This is a genomic window from Pseudomonas sp. NPDC088890 (assembly GCF_044900155.1).
Taxonomy (GTDB): Bacteria; Pseudomonadota; Gammaproteobacteria; order Pseudomonadales; family Pseudomonadaceae; genus Aquipseudomonas; species Aquipseudomonas urmiensis.
In genome coordinates this window covers 427,186-444,872 of sequence record NZ_JBJDNG010000004.1, presented here as the reverse complement: position 1 = coordinate 444,872, position 17,687 = coordinate 427,186, and the positions used below count along the sequence as shown (strand labels likewise).

Here is a 17,687-nt window from a genome sequence, read left to right as displayed (position 1 = left end):
GCCTTTTTATGCGCCAACCCGATATCGAGATCTACCTCAAGGACAGCGACGTCGACCACAAGCAGATTTCTGCCTGGCTCGCCCAAGCGCTGGGCCCTTGCAGCGAATGGAAGCAAAAAGGCCAGACCTGGAAATGCCAGGCCGGTAACATTCCGGTCACCTGGTTACCCAAGGCTGTAGGGAAATGGAACAGCTTGTACCTGGAAAGCGACCAGACTCCATGGGACGACGACATCGCCTGCGCACGCGCAGCCTTTGCCGCGCTCAACGTGGAAATACGTTGCGCACCGGGTAGCTGGGCGGAAGAACAAGGGGAAGAAGATGCCGATCGCTGGATCCGCATCAGTGCCGACGGTGAAGAGGAAATCACCTGGCGTACGAGCTGAAGCTCGTTGCGCTTGGCATCAGGCTGCAAGTTCCACGGTCAACTTGCAGCTTGAAGCTTGAGGCTTAAAGACCGACTACATCCTCGGCCTGCAGGCCTTTCTGGCCCTGGGTCAAGTTGTACTCGACCTGCTGCCCTTCGACCAGGCTACGATGACCCTCACCGCGGATTGCCCGATAGTGGACGAATACATCCGCCCCACCCTCGCGCTGAATGAAGCCATAACCCTTGGCATCGTTGAACCACTTTACATTCCCAGTCTCACGAGACGACATCTGAACTACTCCGGTTTTTTATTGTGAAGATCGCCTTGCTGACACAGGTTCTCCACCCTGTGCCGACACAGCTTGCCGAAATATCCTGCAAGGTGCGGACCGAGTATATGACAGAGAACAAAGAAAATTCATGACCGCCCCGTGAATTGCAGATTTTTGCTGAACTTACGCCGATACGGCAGACTAACTGATTGTAAATAGACCCGATCCTCTCATCAGGGCACACACATTCCATGACCCGTTCTCCCTTGCGTCGCCTGATCTTCGGCGCCCTGCGCCGCGTGCTGTACCTATGGGTGCGCTCCGAGACCATCAACCAATCGTCCCTGACCCTCAAGCTCGATCGCAGCCGCCCGGTGTTCTACGCCCTGCCCTCGCCGTCACTGACCGACCTGGCGGTAATCGATCGAGAGTGCACCAAAGCGGGGCTGCCGCGCCCGGTATTGCCCGTTGTCGTGGGCCCCTTGCAGGAACCGGCCGCATTCTTCTACCTGACGCCAGACCCGGACTGGCTCGGCCGCCAGGATAAACGCGGTGCACCGCCAACGCTCGAGCGGCTGGTCGCGGCGATCAGCCAGCACGCGGAGGAAGACGCGCAGATCATTCCGGTGAGCGTGTTCTGGGGGCAGACCCCCGCCAGCGAATCGAGCCCATGGAAGCTGCTGTTCGCCGATAGCTGGGCCGTCACCGGCCGCCTGCGGCGCTTGCTGACCATCTTGATTCTTGGACGCAAGACCCGCGTGCAGTTCTCCGCGCCTATCCACCTGCGCGAGCTGGTCGAGCATAACAAGGGCCACGAACGCACGGTGCGCATGGCTCAACGGCTGATGCGGGTGCATTTCCGCAACCTCAAGACGGCAGTGATCGGCCCGGACATTTCCCACCGGCGCAACCTGGTCAAGGGCCTGATCCACGACCCGCTGGTGCGCCAGGCCATCGCCGATGAAGCCGAACGGGAGAAAATCCCACTGGCCAAGGCCGAGGCCCAGGCCTTGCGCTACGGCAACGAGATCGCCTCGGACTACACCTACACTGCGATCCGCTTCCTGGAGGTCGTGCTCAGCTGGTTCTGGAACAAGATCTACGACGGTATCAAGGTCAATCACATCGAGCAGGTGCAGGGCATCGCCCCCGGCCACGAAGTGATCTACGTGCCGTGTCACCGCAGCCATATCGACTACCTGCTGCTGTCGTACCTGCTGTTTCGCAATGGCCTGACCCCGCCGCACATCGCTGCCGGCATCAACCTCAATATGCCGGTGATCGGCGGGCTGCTGCGGCGCGGCGGGGCGTTCTTCATGCGCCGCACCTTCAAGGGCAACCCGTTGTACACGGCCGTTTTCAACGAGTACCTGCACACCCTGTTCACCAAGGGTTTTCCGGTGGAATACTTCGTCGAAGGCGGGCGTTCGCGTACCGGGCGCATGCTGCAACCGCGCACCGGCATGTTGGCGATCACCCTGCGTAGCTTCCTGCGTTCCTCGCGTACGCCGATTGTCTTCGTGCCGGTGTACATCGGCTACGAGCGCGTGCTGGAAGGCCGCACCTACCTGGGCGAGTTGCGCGGCGCAAGCAAGAAGAAGGAGTCGATCTTCGACATCTTCAAGGTCATCGGCGCGCTGAAGCAGCGCTTCGGCCAGGTCTACGTCAACTTCGGTGAACCGATCCGTCTGGCCGGCTTTCTCGACCAGCAGCAACCTGGCTGGCGCGAGCAGGCGCTCGGTCCGCAGTTCCGCCCGGCCTGGCTGAATGAAACCACCACCCGCCTGGGCGAAACCGTGGCCCGCCACCTCAACGAGGCGGCGGCGATCAACCCAGTCAACCTGGTGGCCCTGGCGCTGCTTTCGACCAGTCGCCACGCCCTCGACGAACGCGCGCTGGTGCGCATTCTCGACCTGTACCTGGCGCTGCTACGCCAAGTGCCCTACTCGTCGCACACCACCTTGCCCGAGGGCGATGGCCTGGCCTTGATCAAGCACGTGCGGGGCATGGACCTGCTGGCCGAGCAGAACGATGCGATGGGCCGCATCCTGTACCTGGACGAAGCCAACGCGGTATTGATGACCTACTACCGCAACAACGTCATGCATATCTTCGCCCTTCCAGCGTTACTGGCGAGCTTCTTCCAGAGCAGTTCGCGGATGAGCCGCGAGCTGATCGGCCAGTACGTCAAGGCGCTGTACCCGTACCTGCAGGCGGAGCTGTTCCTGCGCTGGGCGCCCGAGCAACTGGACGAGGTCATCGATCAGTGGCTGGCAGCTTTTGTCGAGCAAGGCCTGCTGCGCTTCGAAAACCAGGTCTACCTGCGCCCGGCACCGAGCTCACGGCAGTTCGTGCTGTTGACCTTGCTGGCCCGCACCATCACCCAGGCCCTGCAACGCTACTACATGGCCACCTCGCTGCTGCTCAACAGCGGCCAGCAGACCTTGAGCGCCGAGGAGCTGGAAGACCTGTGCGTGATGATGGCCCAGCGCCTGTCGATCCTGCATGGCCTCAATGCTCCGGAGTTCTTCGACAAGACCCTGTTCCGCCACTTCATCCAGACGCTGGTGCAACAAGGCGTGCTGCGCCCGGACAACAACGGCAAGCTTGGTCATCACGACAAGCTCGGCGAGCTGGCCGAAGGGGTGGCCAAGCGTGTGCTGTCGGCAGAGCTGCGTCTGTCGATCCGCCAGGTAGCGCTGCATCGCAATGATCTATAGGGACAGCTTTCCAACTTACTCACACTCCTGCCAACACACAGACTCGTCAGTGCGCGATAACCGCGCACTCACTATTCTTCGTGGCAGGAGCCATGTTATGAGCAAAGTAAACTTTATCGAGTTGTTTGGTTCATTAAGTTTAGTAGATATACCCCACTATGATGCAACACCACATCAAATCATTATTGCTTTGACCCCACCCACAGTCACTGAACTACGCGAGGCGAGGTCTTACTGCATTCAGCAATATAGTGGCACCCGCATCCCCTTCCAATTGACCGTGGACACCGGCGCTTTTGAAGCGGGCGAGGCGCTCGAGCTGGAGGCGATAATTCAGGCGGGCTTCGGGCCTGACAGCAATAAGGAACGGGTAAAAATCCCACTGATGCTCAATCATGCTACAGCGCGCGTGGAGCAGAACATTACCGTCTCAGGTTCGAGCACCTCAGCGACCCAACAACCCGCTTCAACAGTGTTCACTGAAATTCATGGCGATATTTCAATTCCTCAGATCGACGACCTGGAAGGTCACCAGCTCATCATTAGCTTAAATGAAGTAGGGCTGAATGATGACCTGCAGCCTTTCTTCAATAGGATCAGCGAAACCAGTTATCAGGTTCGCGCACTTAAGGCGCCCTTCTCTCTTCGATACGATAACAACGTATTGACCAGCGGGCGCAGCTATGACCTTCTTTTCATCCTGCGCGCGCCTTCAGGTAAATTTGTAGCCGGCCGAAACCTGAGAAATATCGACCTGGCTGAACTCACTGAAGCCCAGCAGGTGACGCTGGGACGGCCGAGGGGATAAGGCACTCCCGAAGTGAGTCCTGAACACTAGCAGGGCTCACTATCGGCGAAGAAAATCCGCTAAAGTCCCTGGGGTTGGCCACAAGCCAGCCCCAGGACTACGGAGATTCCATGAAAAAGCTCGTTATGCTGTGTTGCGCATCCCTGCTCGCAGCCTGTTCCAGCACTACCCCGTCGAACCAGGCCAGCCTGGATGGCGAAGTCTTCTACCTCCAGCGCATTGCCTTGCCACCGGCCGCTACCTTGAGCGTGAGCCTGCAAGACGTATCGCTGATGGACGCCCCCGCCGTGACCCTGGCCAGCCAGGCCGGCCCAGTCAAGGGTAACGTACCGCTGCCGTTCCACTTGACCTACGACCCAGCCCAAATCAAGCCTGGCCATCGCTATGCGGTCAGCGCGCGCATCGAACTGGACGGCAAGCTGCTGTTCATCAATACCGAACACCACGGTGTCCAGCTCGACGGCAGCGATGTGCAGCCGGTGCGGATCAAGGTCGATCCGGTTCGCTGATCCCCGTTTATTCATTTGCATAAGGAAGTCCCCATGATTCGCTCCTCCCTGCGCCTCACCACCCTGTGCGCCGGCCTGCTGCTGTCTGCCAGCACCCTGGCGGTGTCGCTTGGCGACCTGACCCAGAACGATGCGGCTGGCGGCCTGAAGGACGCCCTGACCCAAGGCGCACAAGTTGCCGTCAAGCAACTGAGCACCCCTGGCGGTTTCAGCAACAATCCGGACGTGCGTATCGAGCTGCCGGGCAACCTGGGCAAGGCCGCCAAGGCGATGAAGATGTTCGGCAAGGGCGACCAGGTCACAGCCCTGGAAGACAGCATGAACAAGGCTGCCGAAGCTGCGGTGCCACAGGCGCAGGCGATTCTGGTCGACGCCGTGAAGAAGATGACCGTGACCGATGCCAAGGGCATTCTCAGCGGTGCAGATGACTCGGCAACCCAGTACTTGAACAAGAGCAGCCGCGAGCAGATTCGCGCCAAGTTCCTGCCAATCGTCAAGGCGGCCACCGACAAGGTTGGCGTGGTTCAGCAGTACAACAGCTTCGCCGGCCAGGCTTCGGCCCTGGGTCTGGGCGATGCCAAGAGCGCCAACGTCGAGAGCTACGTGACCGAGAAGGCCCTTGACGGTCTGTTCGAGATGATCGCCAAGCAAGAGCAGAGCATTCGCCAGAACCCGGCCCAGGCGGCGACCAGCCTGGCCAAGAAAGTCTTCGGCGCACTTTGATGTAACTGTTGGGGCTGCTTTGCAGCCCCAATCTCATCAGTCTTTCCTGACCCTGAACCACGCCGCATACAAAGCCGGCAAGAACAACAGGGTCAACACCGTGGCGACGATCAAGCCCCCCATGATCGCCACCGCCATTGGCCCATAGAAGACACTGCGCGACAGCGGAATCATCGCCAGCACGGCCGCCAACGCGGTCAGCACGATCGGCCGGAAGCGCCGCACCGTGGCCTCGATGATCGCCTGCCAACGTTGCATGCCAGAGGCGATATCCTGCTCGATCTGGTCGATCAGAATCACCGAGTTACGCATGATCATCCCCGCCAAGGCGATGGTGCCGAGCATGGCGACAAAGCCAAACGGCTGGCGGAACACCAGCAGGAACAGGGTCACGCCAATCAGCCCTAGCGGGGCGGTGAGGAACACCATCACCGTGCGCGAGAAGCTGCGCAGCTGGATCATCAGCAGGCTCAGTACCACCACGATGAACAGCGGCATGCCGGCATTCACCGACTTCTGCCCTCGCTCGGAGTCTTCAACAGTACCGCCCACCTCCAGCAGATAACCGTCTGGCAAGCTGGCGCGTACGTCCTGCAAGGTGGGCGAGATCTGCTTGACCAAGGTCGCCGGCTGCTCCTTGTCATAGATATCGGCACGTACGGTGACCGTCGGCAGGCGATTGCGGTGCCAGATGATGCCCTCTTCAAAGCCGTACTCCAGCGTCGCCACCTGCGACAGGGCAACGCTTTGGCCATTCTCGGTGGGCAATGCCAGGCTGCCGAGATTGGCCAGGTCACTGCGCTCTTGTTGAGTGCCGCGCAGGAGGATCTCGATCAGCTCGTTGTCTTCGCGGTACTGGCTCACCGTACTGCCGGTCAACGAACTCTGCAGGAAGCTCGCCAGGTGCGAAGTGCTCACGCCCAAGGCACGCGCGCGGTCCTGGTCGATTTCCAGGAACACCGCCTTGCTCGGCTCTTCCCAATCCAGGTGCACGTTCACCACGTGCGGGTTTTCCCGCACCTTGTCGGCGACTTTACGGGCCAGTGCGCGGACCTTCTCGATGTGCTCGCCGGTCACACGGAACTGCACCGGGTAGCCCACGGGTGGGCCGTTTTCCAGGCGCGTGACCCGCGAGCGCAGCTCTGGGAACTGCTCATCGAGCGTGGCGATCAGCCAGCTACGCAGCGCTTCGCGATCTTCCAGCGATTTGGCCAGGACCACGAACTGGGCGAAGCTCGCCGCCGGCAGTTGCTGGTCCAGCGGCAGGTAGAAACGCGGAGAGCCGGTGCCGATATAGGCCACATAGTTATCGATGCCATCCTGGGCCTTGAGCAGCCCTTCGAGTCGCTTGACCTGTTCGGCGGAGTTGCTCAGCGAGGCGCCTTCGGCCAGTTTCAGGTCGATCATCAACTCAGGCCGGCCCGAGGCCGGGAAAAACTGCTGGGGCACGAAGCGGAACAACAGGATGCTGCCGACAAAGGCGGCGATGGTCAGCAGGATGACGGTCTTGCGCCGCCGCACGCACCACTCCACCACGCGCCGTACGCGTTGATAGAACGGTGTGGCGTATGGGTCTGGCGCATGCCCATCGCTGCCGTGGCGCGCCGCGTGCAGCTTGGCCAGATCTGGCAGCAGTCGCTCCCCTAGATAGGGCACGAACAGCACTGCCGCGACCCACGAGGTGAGCAAGGCGATGGTCACCACCTGGAAGATCGACCGGGTGTACTCGCCGGTGCTCGACGCCGCCGTGGCGATCGGCAGGAAGCCCGCCGCCGTGATCAGGGTGCCGGTGAGCATCGGGAAGGCGGTGCTGGTCCAGGCGTAACTCGCCGCCTTGAAGCGGTCGAACCCCTGTTCCATCTTGATCGCCATCATTTCCACGGCAATGATCGCGTCGTCCACCAAGAGGCCCAAGGCCAGTACCAGCGCCCCAAGCGAAATCTTGTGCAGGCCGATACCGAAGTAATGCATGGCAGCGAAGGTCATGGCCAGCACCAGCGGAATCGCCAGGGCCACGACCAGGCCGGTGCGCAGCCCGAGCGAGAAGAAGCTCACCAACAAGACGATGACCAACGCCTCGACCAGCACCTGGACGAACTCGCCAACACCGGCCTTCACCGCTGCCGGCTGGTCGGACACCTTGCGCAGCTCCATCCCCGCCGGCAGGTTGTGCGCCAGCCGCTCGAACTCGCCTTCAAGAGCCTTGCCCAGCACCAGGATGTCGCCGCCCTCCTTCATCGACACCGCCAGACCAATGGCATCTTCGCCCATGAAGCGCATGCGCGGCGCGGGCGGGTCGTTGAAACCGCGGTGCACCTCGGCCACATCGCCAATCCGGAAGGTGCGGTCACCGACCCTGATCGGGAACTGGCGGATCTGCTCGACGCTGTCAAAACGTCCACTGACGCGCAATTGCAGACGCTCGCTGGCGGTTTCGAAGAAGCCTGCGGTACTCACCGCATTCTGCTCCTGCAGCGCTTGCTGAACCGCCGCCAGCGGCACACCCAGGGTGGCCAGCTTGAGGTTGGACAGCTCGATCCAGATCTTCTCGTCCTGCAGGCCGATCAGCTCGACCTTGCCCACATCCTTGACCCTTTGCAGCTGGATCTGGATGCGGTCGGCGTAGTCTTTGAGCACGGCGTAATCAAAGCCGTCACCGGTCAGCGCATAGATATTGCCGAAGGTGGTGCCGAATTCGTCATTGAAAAATGGCCCTTGGATTTCCGGTGGCAGGGTGTGGCGAATGTCTGCGACCTTTTTACGAATCTGGTACCACAGCTCCGGAATATCCTTGGAATGTAGCGAATCGCGGGCCATGAAGGTCACCTGCGACTCGCCCGGGCGGGAGAACGAGACGATCTTCTCGTACTCGCCCGTCTCCATCAGCTTCTTTTCGATGCGCTCGGTCACCTGGCGCGAGACCTCCTCGGCCGTTGCCCCGGGCCAGAGGGTGCGGATGACCATGGCCTTGAAGGTGAACGGCGGATCCTCGCTCTGCCCCAGCTTGGTGTAGGACATCGCGCCAATGGCCGCGAGCAGGATCATCAGGAACAGTACGATCTGGCGATTGCGCAGCGCCCAGGCGGAAAGATTAAAACCCATCGGGACTTACTCCTTGGCCGCCAGGTCTACTTCACGGTTGGTGCGATCCACCGGTCGCACTTGCTGGCCTTCGCGCAATACATGGCCGCCTGCGGCAACCACCCAGTCGCTGGCTTCGAGGCCTTCGAGCACGGGCACGTTGTCCGCGCCATAAGCGCCCAGGCGCACTGCAGCACGGTGCAAGCGTTTGTCCTGGCCGACACGCCAGACATAGGCCTGGCCTTGTTCGGCAGTCACCGCCGACAGCGGCACCGACAGCGGCACCTGGCCGTCGTGGGCAATGAACACCCGCGCGCTCTGGCCCAGTTCGGCCGGCGTCTTGGTCGAATTGAAGGCAATTCGCGCGGCAAAGGTGCGCGAGCGTGGGTCGGCTGCTGGCGACAGCTCGCGGATATGGGCCTCGAAACGCTGGTTGGGGTGCGACCACAATTCGACGCTAACCTTCTGCCCCACCGCGAAGCGGGCGAACTGTTGCTCTGGCAGGCCGATGACCACTTCACGTTCGCCATCGGCGGCCAGGGTAAACACCGTTTGCCCGGCGGCCACGACCTGGCCGACCTCGACCTGGCGCTTGGCGATCACCCCCGCCTGCGGCGCACGCAGCACGGCATAGTCGGCCTGGTTGCCGGCGACATCGAACTCGGCCTTGGCCTGCTTCAGACGGGCAAGCCCGGCGCGATAGAGATTCTCGGCGTTGTCGTAGAGCGAGCGGCTGACCATTTGTCGATCGAGCAGCTTCTGGTAGCGGTCACGCTCGGCCTGCACCAGGGCCAGATTGGCTTGGGCGGCGGCCAGTTGGGCGCGGTTAGCTTCCAGTTGCAGGCGGACGTCTTGCGGGTCGAGTTCAGCCAACGGCTGCTCGGCCTTGACCCGCTGGCCCTCCTCGACCAAGCGCTTGCTGACCTTGCCGGCGATGCGGAACGCCAGCTCCGGCTCGAACCGCGCTCGCACCTCACCCGGGTAGCTGTCGGCAGCCGCAGCGGCGGGTTGGGGCTGAACCACCAAGGCCGGGCGGGGTGCGGCCGGTGCTGCGGTCTGCTGACCACAGGCGGCCAGCAGCAAGGCCGCGGTGGCAGGCAAAGCGATGGACAAGGCATGACGCAACATGATGAATGACCTTTCGCGAAGAGCACTTCGAATATTTATACTGCCGAGTATATTAAATCAGGGAACCGAAGCCGGGAAGCTGGCGTCGCACAGATAATCAACATTAACGATTGGTCGCAGATTGCAGCCGGAGCGCGCCTGACCCGGTAAGATGGGCGACTGTTCACCTAGATGCGGATTCCAATGTCCAACGACGCACCCATCGGCCCTGGCCGGCCGAAGGACCTGGCCAAACGAGAGGCCATCCTCGAAGCGGCCAAGGCGCTGTTCCTCAGCCTTGGCTATGCCAACACCAGCATGGATGCGGTCGCTGCGGCGGCAGGTGTTTCAAAACTCACGGTCTATAGCCACTTCACCGACAAACAGACCTTGTTTGGCTCGGCGGTGATGGCGACCTGTCAGACGCAATTGCCTGAGCTGATCTTCGAATTGCCCGACGGCGTGCCGTTGGATCAGGTGCTGTTGAACATCGCCCGCGGCTTCCAGGCGCTGATCAGCAGTGACGAGTCGGTGAAATTGAGCCGTTTGATCATTGCCCTGGGCAGCCAGGACCCAGGCTTTGGCCAGTTCTTCTACGAAGCGGGGCCCAAGCAGGTACTGGGCGAGATGGAGGCGCTGCTGCGCTCGGTGGCTGAGCGCGGGTTGTTGCAGATCGATAACCCCTTGCGAGCGGCCGAGCATTTCTTCTGCTTGATCAAGGGCGCGCCGGATTATCGCTTGCTGCTGGGCTGTGCGCCGGCGTTGTCGGTGGATGAGGCAGAGGTGCATGTGCGCGAAGTGGTGGGCTTGTTTATGCGGGCTTATCAGTTTTAGGTTTTCACCCCATCGCGGGCTTGCCCCGCGATGAGGCCCATGCCAATTAAATTACAGCCGCTGCAAAATCAACTCTCCCGCAGCCCCCGCCAACCCAGGTTGCCCCGGCTCACCCGCACGCCCATTGGCCCCAGCATCGGTGCGATACACCAGACAGCCTTTGCTAGAGCCTCCTGCCCCAGCCTTGCCGGCAGCACCCGGCTTACCCGGCGCACCACCCTCCAGGCGAACCTGAACACGCTCCTGCGGATAGCCCTCAGGCAAGGCAAGACGGATCCGCCCACCGGCCGCGCCGTCATGGCCATTGCCGCCATTGTCGCCATTAGCCCCACGGCTAGCCTGCCCCCAGGTACAACCACCGGCCTTGCCATTGGCGCCATCGAGGCCGACATACCCAGGCGCCCCAGCCCCACCGCGAGCATCGATCGCCAGCCGATCCGCCTCCAGCGCATGCAGTTGCACATCCAGATTGCGCCCCGGTCGAGCAGCCCGCTCATAGCTGCCCGGCGCGCCTGGCGCACTGATCTCACTGCCTTCGGCAAAACGGGCACTGCCCGCTTCGATACTCAAGGCCGTTTCAGCCGGCGCCACGGCAATTCGCGCATCACGGCCAAGCTCCAGTTGATCGACTTTCAGCGAGGTCAGCGACGCCGGTAGCAATAACGTTGCAGAATCCGCAACGCGTAGGTGCTCAAGGTGCACGCTGCTGGCTTTATTGGCCAAACGCAGCACCGAATGGGCGGCGACTTCCAGGCTTTCGGCGTGAGCCAGCGGGCTGGTCAATGCAACCAGCAACATCAATTTACGCACGGCGCGGCGCCTCCTGAGGCTTGGGAATGGACATTACATGGAAAATACCCGTCAGCAGGATCTGCAGACGGTCGAACCAGCGGTGGCTGCGTTGGCGCAGGCTGGCGTTGAAGAACAGTACTTCGAGCACATGCAGGCTCAGCAGCAAGATACCCGCAGCATTGATCAGTAGATTGAACGGCAGCGGCTGGGGCATCAGCCAGTTCACCAGCACCACCCACCAGAACACCACGGTCAGGGCCTTGCCCAGGCCCAGGATGAACTTCATACCCCGCCCCCTGAGTTGTTGTTATGACGAAGCGGCCCGTTCGAGCGGGCCGATTCGGCAACAGTAACCGCATGGCAGAAAGCGCGCCAGAGGGGTTCAGTCCAGGTGCAGTTCCACCCGTCGGTTGAGCGCGCGGCCTTCCTCAGTGTCGTTGTCGGCCACCGCTTCGCTCTTGCCGCGGCCTTGGCTGGTCACCTTGCTGGCCGCCACTCCCTGGCTGATCAGGTATTCGGCGACACTGCTGGCACGGCGTTCGGACAAGGTCTGGTTATAGCTGTCGGAGCCTACTGCGTCGGTATGGCCAATGACCTTGATGCTCGTCACGCTGGGGTCATTGAGCTTGGGCAGCACATCATGCACTCGCTGCTGGGCGGCAGGCGTGAGGGTGGCCGAGTTGAACGCGAACAGCACCTGGCCTTGGTCGTCCAGGGTGATCACCTGGGAAGTGGCTACAGGCTCTTGCGGCGTTCCGCTGGCAGGTGGATAGCCCACAAACGGACAGCCCATATGATCGACCTGGGTGCCAGCCGGCGTATCCGGGCAGCGGTCGCGGCGGTCGAAGACGCCGTCGCCATCCTCGTCGCCATCCTGGGCATAGCAGATCAGACCGCCCGCGATCGCCCCGGCCGCGCCAAGCCCGGCCGCCCAACTGGAACTCTCGATAGCGCCCAGGCCACCGCCGGCCAGCCCGCCAAGCAGGCTGCACAGAGGCCACGTCCTTTGATTGAGGGGCGCACTGCCGTCACTGTGGGTTGCGCAGCCTGTGAGCAGACTTGACGCCAACAGCAACGGCAAAGCCGCCTTCGACATAACACTCATGGTGAATGCTCCTGTGTCACCGGCCGCTACCGGTCTGACAGGAGTAAAGACGCGCCCGCGCCACTTCTCAAGGCGCGGGCACGTGCCATCAACGCTGGATCTTGATTTCCGTACGCCGGTTCATGGCCCGCCCATCAGCGGTAGCGTTGTCGGCCACTGGCTGGGTTTCGCCAGCGCCAACCACCGAGACGAAGCTGCTGCGCGGCACTCCACTTTCAACCAGGTAATCGGTGACCGAATGGGCCCGACGCTCAGACAGTTTCTGGTTGTAGCTGTCGGAGCCGACGCTATCGGTGTGCCCGGTAACGCTCAAGCGAGCGCTGGCCGCCTCTTGCTTCAATCGTGTCGCGATGGTGTTCAAGCGCTCCTTGTCGGCGGCGGTCAGGCGCGCGGAGTCGAACTCGAAGTGAACGTCGCGAATGACAATGACCTCTTCCTTCTCGACCACCACCTCCTCGACCACGGCAACCGGCTCAGGCGGGCAGCCATTGGCGTCGACCTGCACCCCACGCGGGGTACCGGGGCACTTGTCGCGGCTGTCCGGCACGCCATCACCATCTTCGTCACCATCGCCGTGGGCCCAGCAGTAACCTGCCGCCAGGCCACCGCCCAGTAGCGCGCCCCAACCCGCCCAGCTGGAACTCTCGATGGCGCCAAGCGCTGCGCCGCCCACACCCCCGACGGCAGCACACTTCGGCCAGTCGGTTTTTTGCAAACCTGCACAACCAGTCAACACACTGGTGAGCAGTACCAGGGGTATCGCTGTGCGTACTATGCTCATTTTGTTGCGTCTCCTAGGGGGAATCGGCAGATGGCCGATCCCTGGGAGTAAAGACCGCACATTTCCTCTCTGCCAGCGATAAGCCACGATGCGCTTTGCCCGCGCGCCGGGGACGGCTAGTCTTGAACACCCCCAACGAGGATTGGCAATGACCGACGGTTTTTCCCAACGCACCCCGCAGCAGGCACTGGCAGCCTTGCTGGAACGCTTCACGCCGCAGCGACTATTGCTGGTGGGCACGCGCTTTCCCGCCTTGGACGCGTTCGCCCAGGCCCACCCCGAGGTCACGATAGAAGTGGCCGAACCTGGCGCATTGCCGGCTCTAGTAGCGGCGCAACGTTACGATCTGGCCGTGCTGGTCGATTGCCTGGAGCACCTGTCCAAGCGCAACGGCCTGCAACTGCTCGGCGGCATCCGCAACCTCAATGCCAGCCGGGTCGCGGTATTGGCCGACCTGGCCGCCTGCGGCTGGCACGACACCGATTTTTTCTCCCTGGCAATGTCGGCGAGCGAGAAATTCCGCCGTGACCAACAGGTATTGAGCCTGTTCACCTATGATCTACATGACTACAAGCAAGTCCCGGACTGGCTCAACGCCAGGTTCTGGGCCAACCCTGAAAATTTTGGCAAGTATTGGTGGTGATTTGATGAGTGTCTCGGTCTGCCCCTGTGGCAGCGGCAACCTGCTCGACGCCTGCTGCGGGCATTATCATTCCGGTACCCCGGCCCCCGACGCGCAGGCGTTGATGCGTTCGCGCTACAGCGCCTATGTACTGGGCCTGATCGACTACCTGGTGGCGACCACCCTGCCTGCCCAGCAAGCGGGCCTGGATCGCGACGCCATCGCGGCGTGGAGCGCGCAAAGTACCTGGCTGGGCCTGGAAGTGGAGAGCGCCGAGGTGCTCGGCGGCCAACCCGAGCATGCCTTCGTCACCTTCACCGCGCGCTGGCACGATGCACAAGGCGAGCATGCCCATCGCGAACGCTCGGCCTTCGTCCAACGGGATGGGCGCTGGTACTTCATCGACCCGACCGTAGGCCTGAAGGCCACGCGCAACGACCCCTGCCCCTGCGCCAGCGGGCAGAAATTCAAGAAATGCTGTTCCAGTTACGTCGGTAGCTGAGCATGAGCGCCCTGGCCCGCCTGCTGCTGCTCAGCCTGGTGCTGCTGGTAGCCGGTTGTGCCAGCTGGGGGGGCGACGACTGGCGCGAACCTGAGGTGCATCTGGTCAAGGTCGAGACCGTCAAGGCGCGTTTGCACCAGCAGGAGTTCGTGCTGCACCTGCGGGTCGACAACCCTAACGACAGTCGCCTGTTCATTCGCAACCTGGGGTATTCGCTGCGGCTCAATCAGCTGACCCTGGTGGAGGATGAAACCAGCGTCTGGCGCAGTGTCGGCGGGCACGCCCGGCGGACCTTCAAGATCACCGCGCGAACCAACCTCTGGCAGCACCTCAAGCCCCTGGCCAAGCTACTCAAGAGCCGCCAGCCGCTGCGCTATCAACTGCAGGCTGAGCTCAATACCGGGCTGATCATCTGGCGAAGCCTGCACTTGTCGCGAAGTGGTGAGATAATGCCCGGCGATTTCAACCCGGAGTGACCCGCAATGACTCAACAACCCCATGTCCATGGCCCTGACTGCAACCACGATCATGATCACCACCACGATCACGACCATGGCCATGTGCACGGCCCGCACTGCAACCACGGCCACCAGGAGCCGGTGCGCAACGCCCTGAAGGACGTTGGCCGCAACGACCCATGCCCGTGCGGTAGCGAGAAAAAATTCAAGAAGTGCCACGGCGCCTGATCCACGCCCGGTACTGGCCTCTTCGCGGGTTTACCCGCGAACGAGCGCAGCTCGATCTCCCGCCCGGCGACCACTGGGCAGCCCCACGAAAATAAAGCTTTGCAGCACCTTGCATGGCGCCCCCTCGCTCACTACCTTAGCGCCTTTCGAACCCCGCCACGCCTTGCAGGAGCCTTGTCATGGCCGCGCCCGCCTTTCCTCCCATCCGTCCCCGCTTCGCCGCCATGGCGCTGCTCAGCCTGTTCGGTCTCGCCGGCTGCCAGATGGGCGGCTATCAGGACAGCGTGCCACCGACCACTGGCGTGCAGCCACTCAAGGGCCTGGCGCAGAACGTTTCGGTACGCCGCAACGCCATGGGCGCGCCGCTGATCGAGAGCAGCAACTTCCACGATGCGCTGTTCAGCCTGGGCTACGTGCATGCCGGTGATCGCATCGAGCAGATGATCAGCATGCGCTTGCTGGCCCAGGGCCGTTTGGCCGAACTCGCAGGCCCCGAGGCGCTGGATATCGACCGCTTGATGCGCGCCGCCAATCTCAAGCAGAACGCAGCCCAGCTGTACGCCGATGCCTCGCCGCGGCTCAAGCGCTTCTTCGAGGTCTATGCGCGCGGGGTCAACGCCTACCTGTTCCGCTACCGCGACAAACTGCCGGCCGAGCTCGCCCGCAGTGGCTATCGCCCGGAATACTGGAAGCCCGAGGATTCGGCCCTTGTATTCAGCTTGTATGCCTTTAGCCAATCGGTGAATGTCCAGGAAGAGCTGGCAGCCCTGACCCTTGCGCAAAAAGTCGGCAGCGACAAGCTGGCCTGGCTGCTGCCGGGGGCACCGGACGAACCGCTGGCCGAAGCTGAAGTCGACAAGCTTAAGGGCCTTAATCTGGCTAGCCAACTGCCAGGCCTGGCAGCCTTGGCCAGTGCCAGCCAGAAGCTGGCCGACCTCGGCCTGCTTGGCAGCCCAGGCTCGGCCAACCTTGCCCTGGGCCCGCAGCGCAGCCGCAGTGGCAAGAGCCTGTTGGCCAGTGATAGTCGCGCCGCCTGGGCGCTGAGCCCGGTTCAGATTCATACCGGCAAGTACCAGGTCGCCGGCCTGTCGCTGCCAGGATTGCCGATTCTGCTCGGCGGCTACAACGGCAAGCTGGCCTGGAGCAGCAGTGCGGTCATGGCCGACAACCAGGACCTGTACCTGGAACAGGTCCGCCGCCAGGGCACCCAACTGACCTACCTGGCCGACGGCAAGTGGCTGCAAGCCCGCGCCCGTAGCGAAACCTTCTTCGCCCGCGGCCAGCGCCCGCTGCGCGAAGTCATGTACGACACCCGCCACGGCACCCTGCTCGGCCAGCCGGGCACTAACGGCCTGGGCCTGGCCCTGAGCCTGCCGCAGCTCAAGGGTGATCGCAGCCTTGATGCGCTGTTTGACCTGACCCGTGCGGCCAACGTTGAGCGCGCCTTTGACAGCACCCGCGAGGTCGGTGCAGCCGCCCTGAACTTTGTCTTCGCCGAGCCCCAGCACATTGGCTGGCAGGTCAGCGGCCGCTACCCCAATCGCCGTGAAGGCCAGGGCCTGCTGCCCTCGCCAGGCTGGGACGGGCGGTATGACTGGGACGGCTATGCCGACCCGATGCTGCACCCCTACGATCAGGACCCGCCAGCAGGCTGGATCGGCCACGCCAACCAGCGCAGCCTGCCCAAGGGCTATGGCATGCAGCTGTCCAACACCTGGTACTACCCGGAGCGCGCCGAGCGCCTGGCGCAGTTGGCAGGTAACGGCCGTCATGACAGCCGCAGCCTGATGGCGCTGCAGAACGACCAGGTCACCTTGCTTGCGGACAAACTCAAGCAGATGTTCGACGCTCCAGGCATGGCCCAACCGCTCAAGCAGGCCATCGATGCCCTGCCCGGAGCACAACGCGACAAGGCCCGCGACGCCCTGGCCCGGCTCAAGGCCTTCGATGGCCGCCTGAGCCCGGTGTCGGCGGATGCCGCGCTGTACGAGCTGTTCTTGCAGGAAGTGGCCCGGCAAACCTTCCTCGACGAGCTTGGCCCTGAGTCCAGCCCCGCCTGGCAGGCATTCGTCAGCAACGCCCAGTTGTCCTATTCGGCCCAGGCCGACCATCTGCTGGGCCGTGAAGACAGCCCGTTCTGGGATGACCGCAGCACTTCAGGCAAAGAAGACAAACCCACCATCCTCGCTCGCAGCCTGGCCGGCGCAGTGGATGCCGGCACTGCGCAACTGGGCGCTGACCGTCGCGCCTGGCAATGGGGCAAGTTGCACCAGTACCGCTGGCCAGCGGCCAACTACCATGGCCTGGGCGATGCCATCAGCCGGGCGCCAATCGCCGCCGGTGGTGATTTCAGCACCTTGGCGATGACCCCGTATGGCTGGGGGCGCAACTTCGACACGCAACTGCCGGCCTCGGCGCGGATGATCGTCGACTTCGGCCAGGCAGAGCCCTTGCAGCTGCTGACCAGCAGTGGCCAGTCCGGTAATCCGGCCAGCCGGCATTACGCTGATGGCCTGGATGCCTGGTTCAAGGGGCGGTTCATGAGCCTGCCCATCCAGCCGCAGAACTTTGCTCGGGCCTATGGCAGCCAGCGCCTGACCTTGGTGCCGGGCAAGTAAGCAGACAACGAAATGGGCGTAATGCTGTTCACTTAAGGCCCTTGTCGCCTGCTTTGGGGCCGCTTTGCGCCCCTTCGCGGCGGTTCGGCGCTCCGACAAGCCCGCTCCCACAGGTATAGCGCCGCTCGGACGGTCGGCGCCGTACCTGTGGGAGCGG

General features: G+C 62.6%; 18 protein-coding genes. 11 read left to right on the top strand and 7 right to left on the bottom strand.

The window, feature by feature from the left end; translation table 11 throughout:
• Window positions 1-8 precede the first annotated feature (8 nt).
• Entirely contained in the window at window positions 9-386 is a 378-nt protein-coding gene (locus ACI2JX_RS12230) for a hypothetical protein (protein ID WP_186556244.1), read from the top strand.
• Between the two features lie 64 nt (window positions 387-450).
• On the opposite strand, the gene ACI2JX_RS12225 is transcribed toward ACI2JX_RS12230, so the two are convergent.
• Window positions 451-660 (bottom strand): cold-shock protein, encoded by a 210-nt coding sequence (locus tag ACI2JX_RS12225; protein WP_186556243.1) that lies wholly within the window; start codon window positions 658-660, stop codon window positions 451-453.
• Between the two features lie 233 nt (window positions 661-893).
• On the opposite strand from ACI2JX_RS12225, the gene plsB reads away from it, so the two are divergent.
• The 4 genes from plsB (at window position 894) to ACI2JX_RS12205 (ending at window position 5,402) form a co-directional block, all read left to right on the top strand.
• Window positions 894-3,362 (top strand): glycerol-3-phosphate 1-O-acyltransferase PlsB, encoded by a 2,469-nt coding sequence (gene plsB, locus ACI2JX_RS12220; RefSeq protein WP_264236361.1) that lies wholly within the window; start codon window positions 894-896, stop codon window positions 3,360-3,362.
• 97 nt (window positions 3,363-3,459) lie between these two features.
• Window positions 3,460-4,170: a hypothetical protein gene (locus ACI2JX_RS12215; protein WP_404690155.1), complete on the top strand. Its 711-nt coding sequence runs from the start codon at window positions 3,460-3,462 to the stop codon at window positions 4,168-4,170.
• Between the two features lie 110 nt (window positions 4,171-4,280).
• The gene (locus ACI2JX_RS12210) at window positions 4,281-4,679 is read left to right on the top strand and encodes a YbaY family lipoprotein (RefSeq protein WP_392464506.1); all 399 of its coding nucleotides are present in this window, start codon (window positions 4,281-4,283) and stop codon (window positions 4,677-4,679) included.
• 33 nt (window positions 4,680-4,712) lie between these two features.
• Window positions 4,713-5,402, top strand: coding sequence for a DUF4197 domain-containing protein (locus ACI2JX_RS12205; RefSeq protein WP_404690154.1), 690 nt, complete (start codon window positions 4,713-4,715; stop codon window positions 5,400-5,402).
• Window positions 5,403-5,438: 36 nt separating this feature from the next.
• Here ACI2JX_RS12205 and ACI2JX_RS12200 read toward each other — a convergent pair whose 3' ends face one another.
• Together ACI2JX_RS12200 and ACI2JX_RS12195 are read right to left on the bottom strand one after the other, a co-directional pair.
• Window positions 5,439-8,504, bottom strand: coding sequence for an efflux RND transporter permease subunit (locus ACI2JX_RS12200; RefSeq protein ID WP_404690153.1), 3,066 nt, complete (start codon window positions 8,502-8,504; stop codon window positions 5,439-5,441).
• Window positions 8,505-8,510: 6 nt separating this feature from the next.
• Entirely contained in the window at window positions 8,511-9,611 is a 1,101-nt protein-coding gene (locus ACI2JX_RS12195; protein WP_264236357.1) for an efflux RND transporter periplasmic adaptor subunit, read from the bottom strand.
• Window positions 9,612-9,782: 171 nt separating this feature from the next.
• Here ACI2JX_RS12195 and ACI2JX_RS12190 point away from each other — a divergent pair, with 171 nt between their 5' ends.
• Window positions 9,783-10,424: a TetR/AcrR family transcriptional regulator gene (locus ACI2JX_RS12190; protein WP_319004536.1), complete on the top strand. Its 642-nt coding sequence runs from the start codon at window positions 9,783-9,785 to the stop codon at window positions 10,422-10,424.
• Window positions 10,425-10,475: 51 nt separating this feature from the next.
• On the opposite strand, the gene ACI2JX_RS12185 is transcribed toward ACI2JX_RS12190, so the two are convergent.
• The 4 genes from ACI2JX_RS12185 to ACI2JX_RS12170 form a co-directional block, all read right to left on the bottom strand.
• Window positions 10,476-11,234, bottom strand: a complete 759-nt coding sequence (locus tag ACI2JX_RS12185; RefSeq protein ID WP_264236355.1) for a collagen-like protein — start codon at window positions 11,232-11,234, stop codon at window positions 10,476-10,478.
• Complete coding sequence (locus ACI2JX_RS12180) at window positions 11,227-11,502, bottom strand: DUF1145 domain-containing protein (protein ID WP_264236354.1); 276 nt, start codon at window positions 11,500-11,502, stop codon at window positions 11,227-11,229. The genes ACI2JX_RS12185 and ACI2JX_RS12180 overlap by 8 nt, the downstream gene beginning before the upstream one ends.
• A 96-nt stretch (window positions 11,503-11,598) precedes the next feature.
• Window positions 11,599-12,321 (bottom strand): OmpA family protein, encoded by a 723-nt coding sequence (locus ACI2JX_RS12175; RefSeq protein ID WP_404690152.1) that lies wholly within the window; start codon window positions 12,319-12,321, stop codon window positions 11,599-11,601.
• A gap of 88 nt (window positions 12,322-12,409) precedes the next feature.
• A complete protein-coding gene (locus tag ACI2JX_RS12170; RefSeq protein WP_264236352.1) occupies window positions 12,410-13,102 on the bottom strand; it encodes an OmpA family protein in 693 nt (230 codons plus the stop codon).
• A 148-nt stretch (window positions 13,103-13,250) separates the two neighbouring features.
• Here ACI2JX_RS12170 and ACI2JX_RS12165 point away from each other — a divergent pair, with 148 nt between their 5' ends.
• From ACI2JX_RS12165 to ACI2JX_RS12145, 5 genes are all read left to right on the top strand, one after another.
• Window positions 13,251-13,745 carry a DUF6231 family protein gene (locus tag ACI2JX_RS12165; RefSeq protein ID WP_404690151.1) on the top strand — a complete coding sequence of 165 codons (495 nt, stop codon included), beginning with the start codon at window positions 13,251-13,253 and terminating at the stop codon, window positions 13,743-13,745.
• 4 nt (window positions 13,746-13,749) lie between these two features.
• Window positions 13,750-14,226: a YchJ family protein gene (locus ACI2JX_RS12160; RefSeq protein WP_264236349.1), complete on the top strand. Its 477-nt coding sequence runs from the start codon at window positions 13,750-13,752 to the stop codon at window positions 14,224-14,226.
• A gap of 2 nt (window positions 14,227-14,228) precedes the next feature.
• Window positions 14,229-14,702 carry an LEA type 2 family protein gene (locus ACI2JX_RS12155; RefSeq protein WP_186556229.1) on the top strand — a complete coding sequence of 158 codons (474 nt, stop codon included), beginning with the start codon at window positions 14,229-14,231 and terminating at the stop codon, window positions 14,700-14,702.
• Between the two features lie 6 nt (window positions 14,703-14,708).
• A complete protein-coding gene (locus tag ACI2JX_RS12150; protein WP_033694179.1) occupies window positions 14,709-14,912 on the top strand; it encodes an SEC-C metal-binding domain-containing protein in 204 nt (67 codons plus the stop codon).
• 179 nt (window positions 14,913-15,091) lie between these two features.
• A complete protein-coding gene (locus ACI2JX_RS12145; RefSeq protein ID WP_404690150.1) occupies window positions 15,092-17,530 on the top strand; it encodes a penicillin acylase family protein in 2,439 nt (812 codons plus the stop codon).
• Window positions 17,531-17,687: the final 157 nt, after the last annotated feature.

Coding starts and splice junctions, on each gene's coding strand:
- ACI2JX_RS12175 (WP_404690152.1), bottom strand. CDS start 12,321: ATGAGTGTTATGTCGAAGGCGGCTTTGCCGTTGCTGTTGGCGTCAAGT.
- plsB (WP_264236361.1), top strand. CDS start 894: ATGACCCGTTCTCCCTTGCGTCGCCTGATCTTCGGCGCCCTGCGCCGC.
- ACI2JX_RS12225 (WP_186556243.1), bottom strand. CDS start 660: ATGTCGTCTCGTGAGACTGGGAATGTAAAGTGGTTCAACGATGCCAAG.
- ACI2JX_RS12200 (WP_404690153.1), bottom strand. CDS start 8,504: ATGGGTTTTAATCTTTCCGCCTGGGCGCTGCGCAATCGCCAGATCGTA.
- ACI2JX_RS12155 (WP_186556229.1), top strand. CDS start 14,229: ATGAGCGCCCTGGCCCGCCTGCTGCTGCTCAGCCTGGTGCTGCTGGTA.
- ACI2JX_RS12145 (WP_404690150.1), top strand. CDS start 15,092: ATGGCCGCGCCCGCCTTTCCTCCCATCCGTCCCCGCTTCGCCGCCATG.
- ACI2JX_RS12205 (WP_404690154.1), top strand. CDS start 4,713: ATGATTCGCTCCTCCCTGCGCCTCACCACCCTGTGCGCCGGCCTGCTG.
- ACI2JX_RS12230 (WP_186556244.1), top strand. CDS start 9: ATGCGCCAACCCGATATCGAGATCTACCTCAAGGACAGCGACGTCGAC.
- ACI2JX_RS12210 (WP_392464506.1), top strand. CDS start 4,281: ATGAAAAAGCTCGTTATGCTGTGTTGCGCATCCCTGCTCGCAGCCTGT.
- ACI2JX_RS12170 (WP_264236352.1), bottom strand. CDS start 13,102: ATGAGCATAGTACGCACAGCGATACCCCTGGTACTGCTCACCAGTGTG.
- ACI2JX_RS12165 (WP_404690151.1), top strand. CDS start 13,251: ATGACCGACGGTTTTTCCCAACGCACCCCGCAGCAGGCACTGGCAGCC.
- ACI2JX_RS12190 (WP_319004536.1), top strand. CDS start 9,783: ATGCGGATTCCAATGTCCAACGACGCACCCATCGGCCCTGGCCGGCCG.
- ACI2JX_RS12215 (WP_404690155.1), top strand. CDS start 3,460: ATGAGCAAAGTAAACTTTATCGAGTTGTTTGGTTCATTAAGTTTAGTA.
- ACI2JX_RS12150 (WP_033694179.1), top strand. CDS start 14,709: ATGACTCAACAACCCCATGTCCATGGCCCTGACTGCAACCACGATCAT.
- ACI2JX_RS12180 (WP_264236354.1), bottom strand. CDS start 11,502: ATGAAGTTCATCCTGGGCCTGGGCAAGGCCCTGACCGTGGTGTTCTGG.
- ACI2JX_RS12160 (WP_264236349.1), top strand. CDS start 13,750: ATGAGTGTCTCGGTCTGCCCCTGTGGCAGCGGCAACCTGCTCGACGCC.
- ACI2JX_RS12195 (WP_264236357.1), bottom strand. CDS start 9,611: ATGTTGCGTCATGCCTTGTCCATCGCTTTGCCTGCCACCGCGGCCTTG.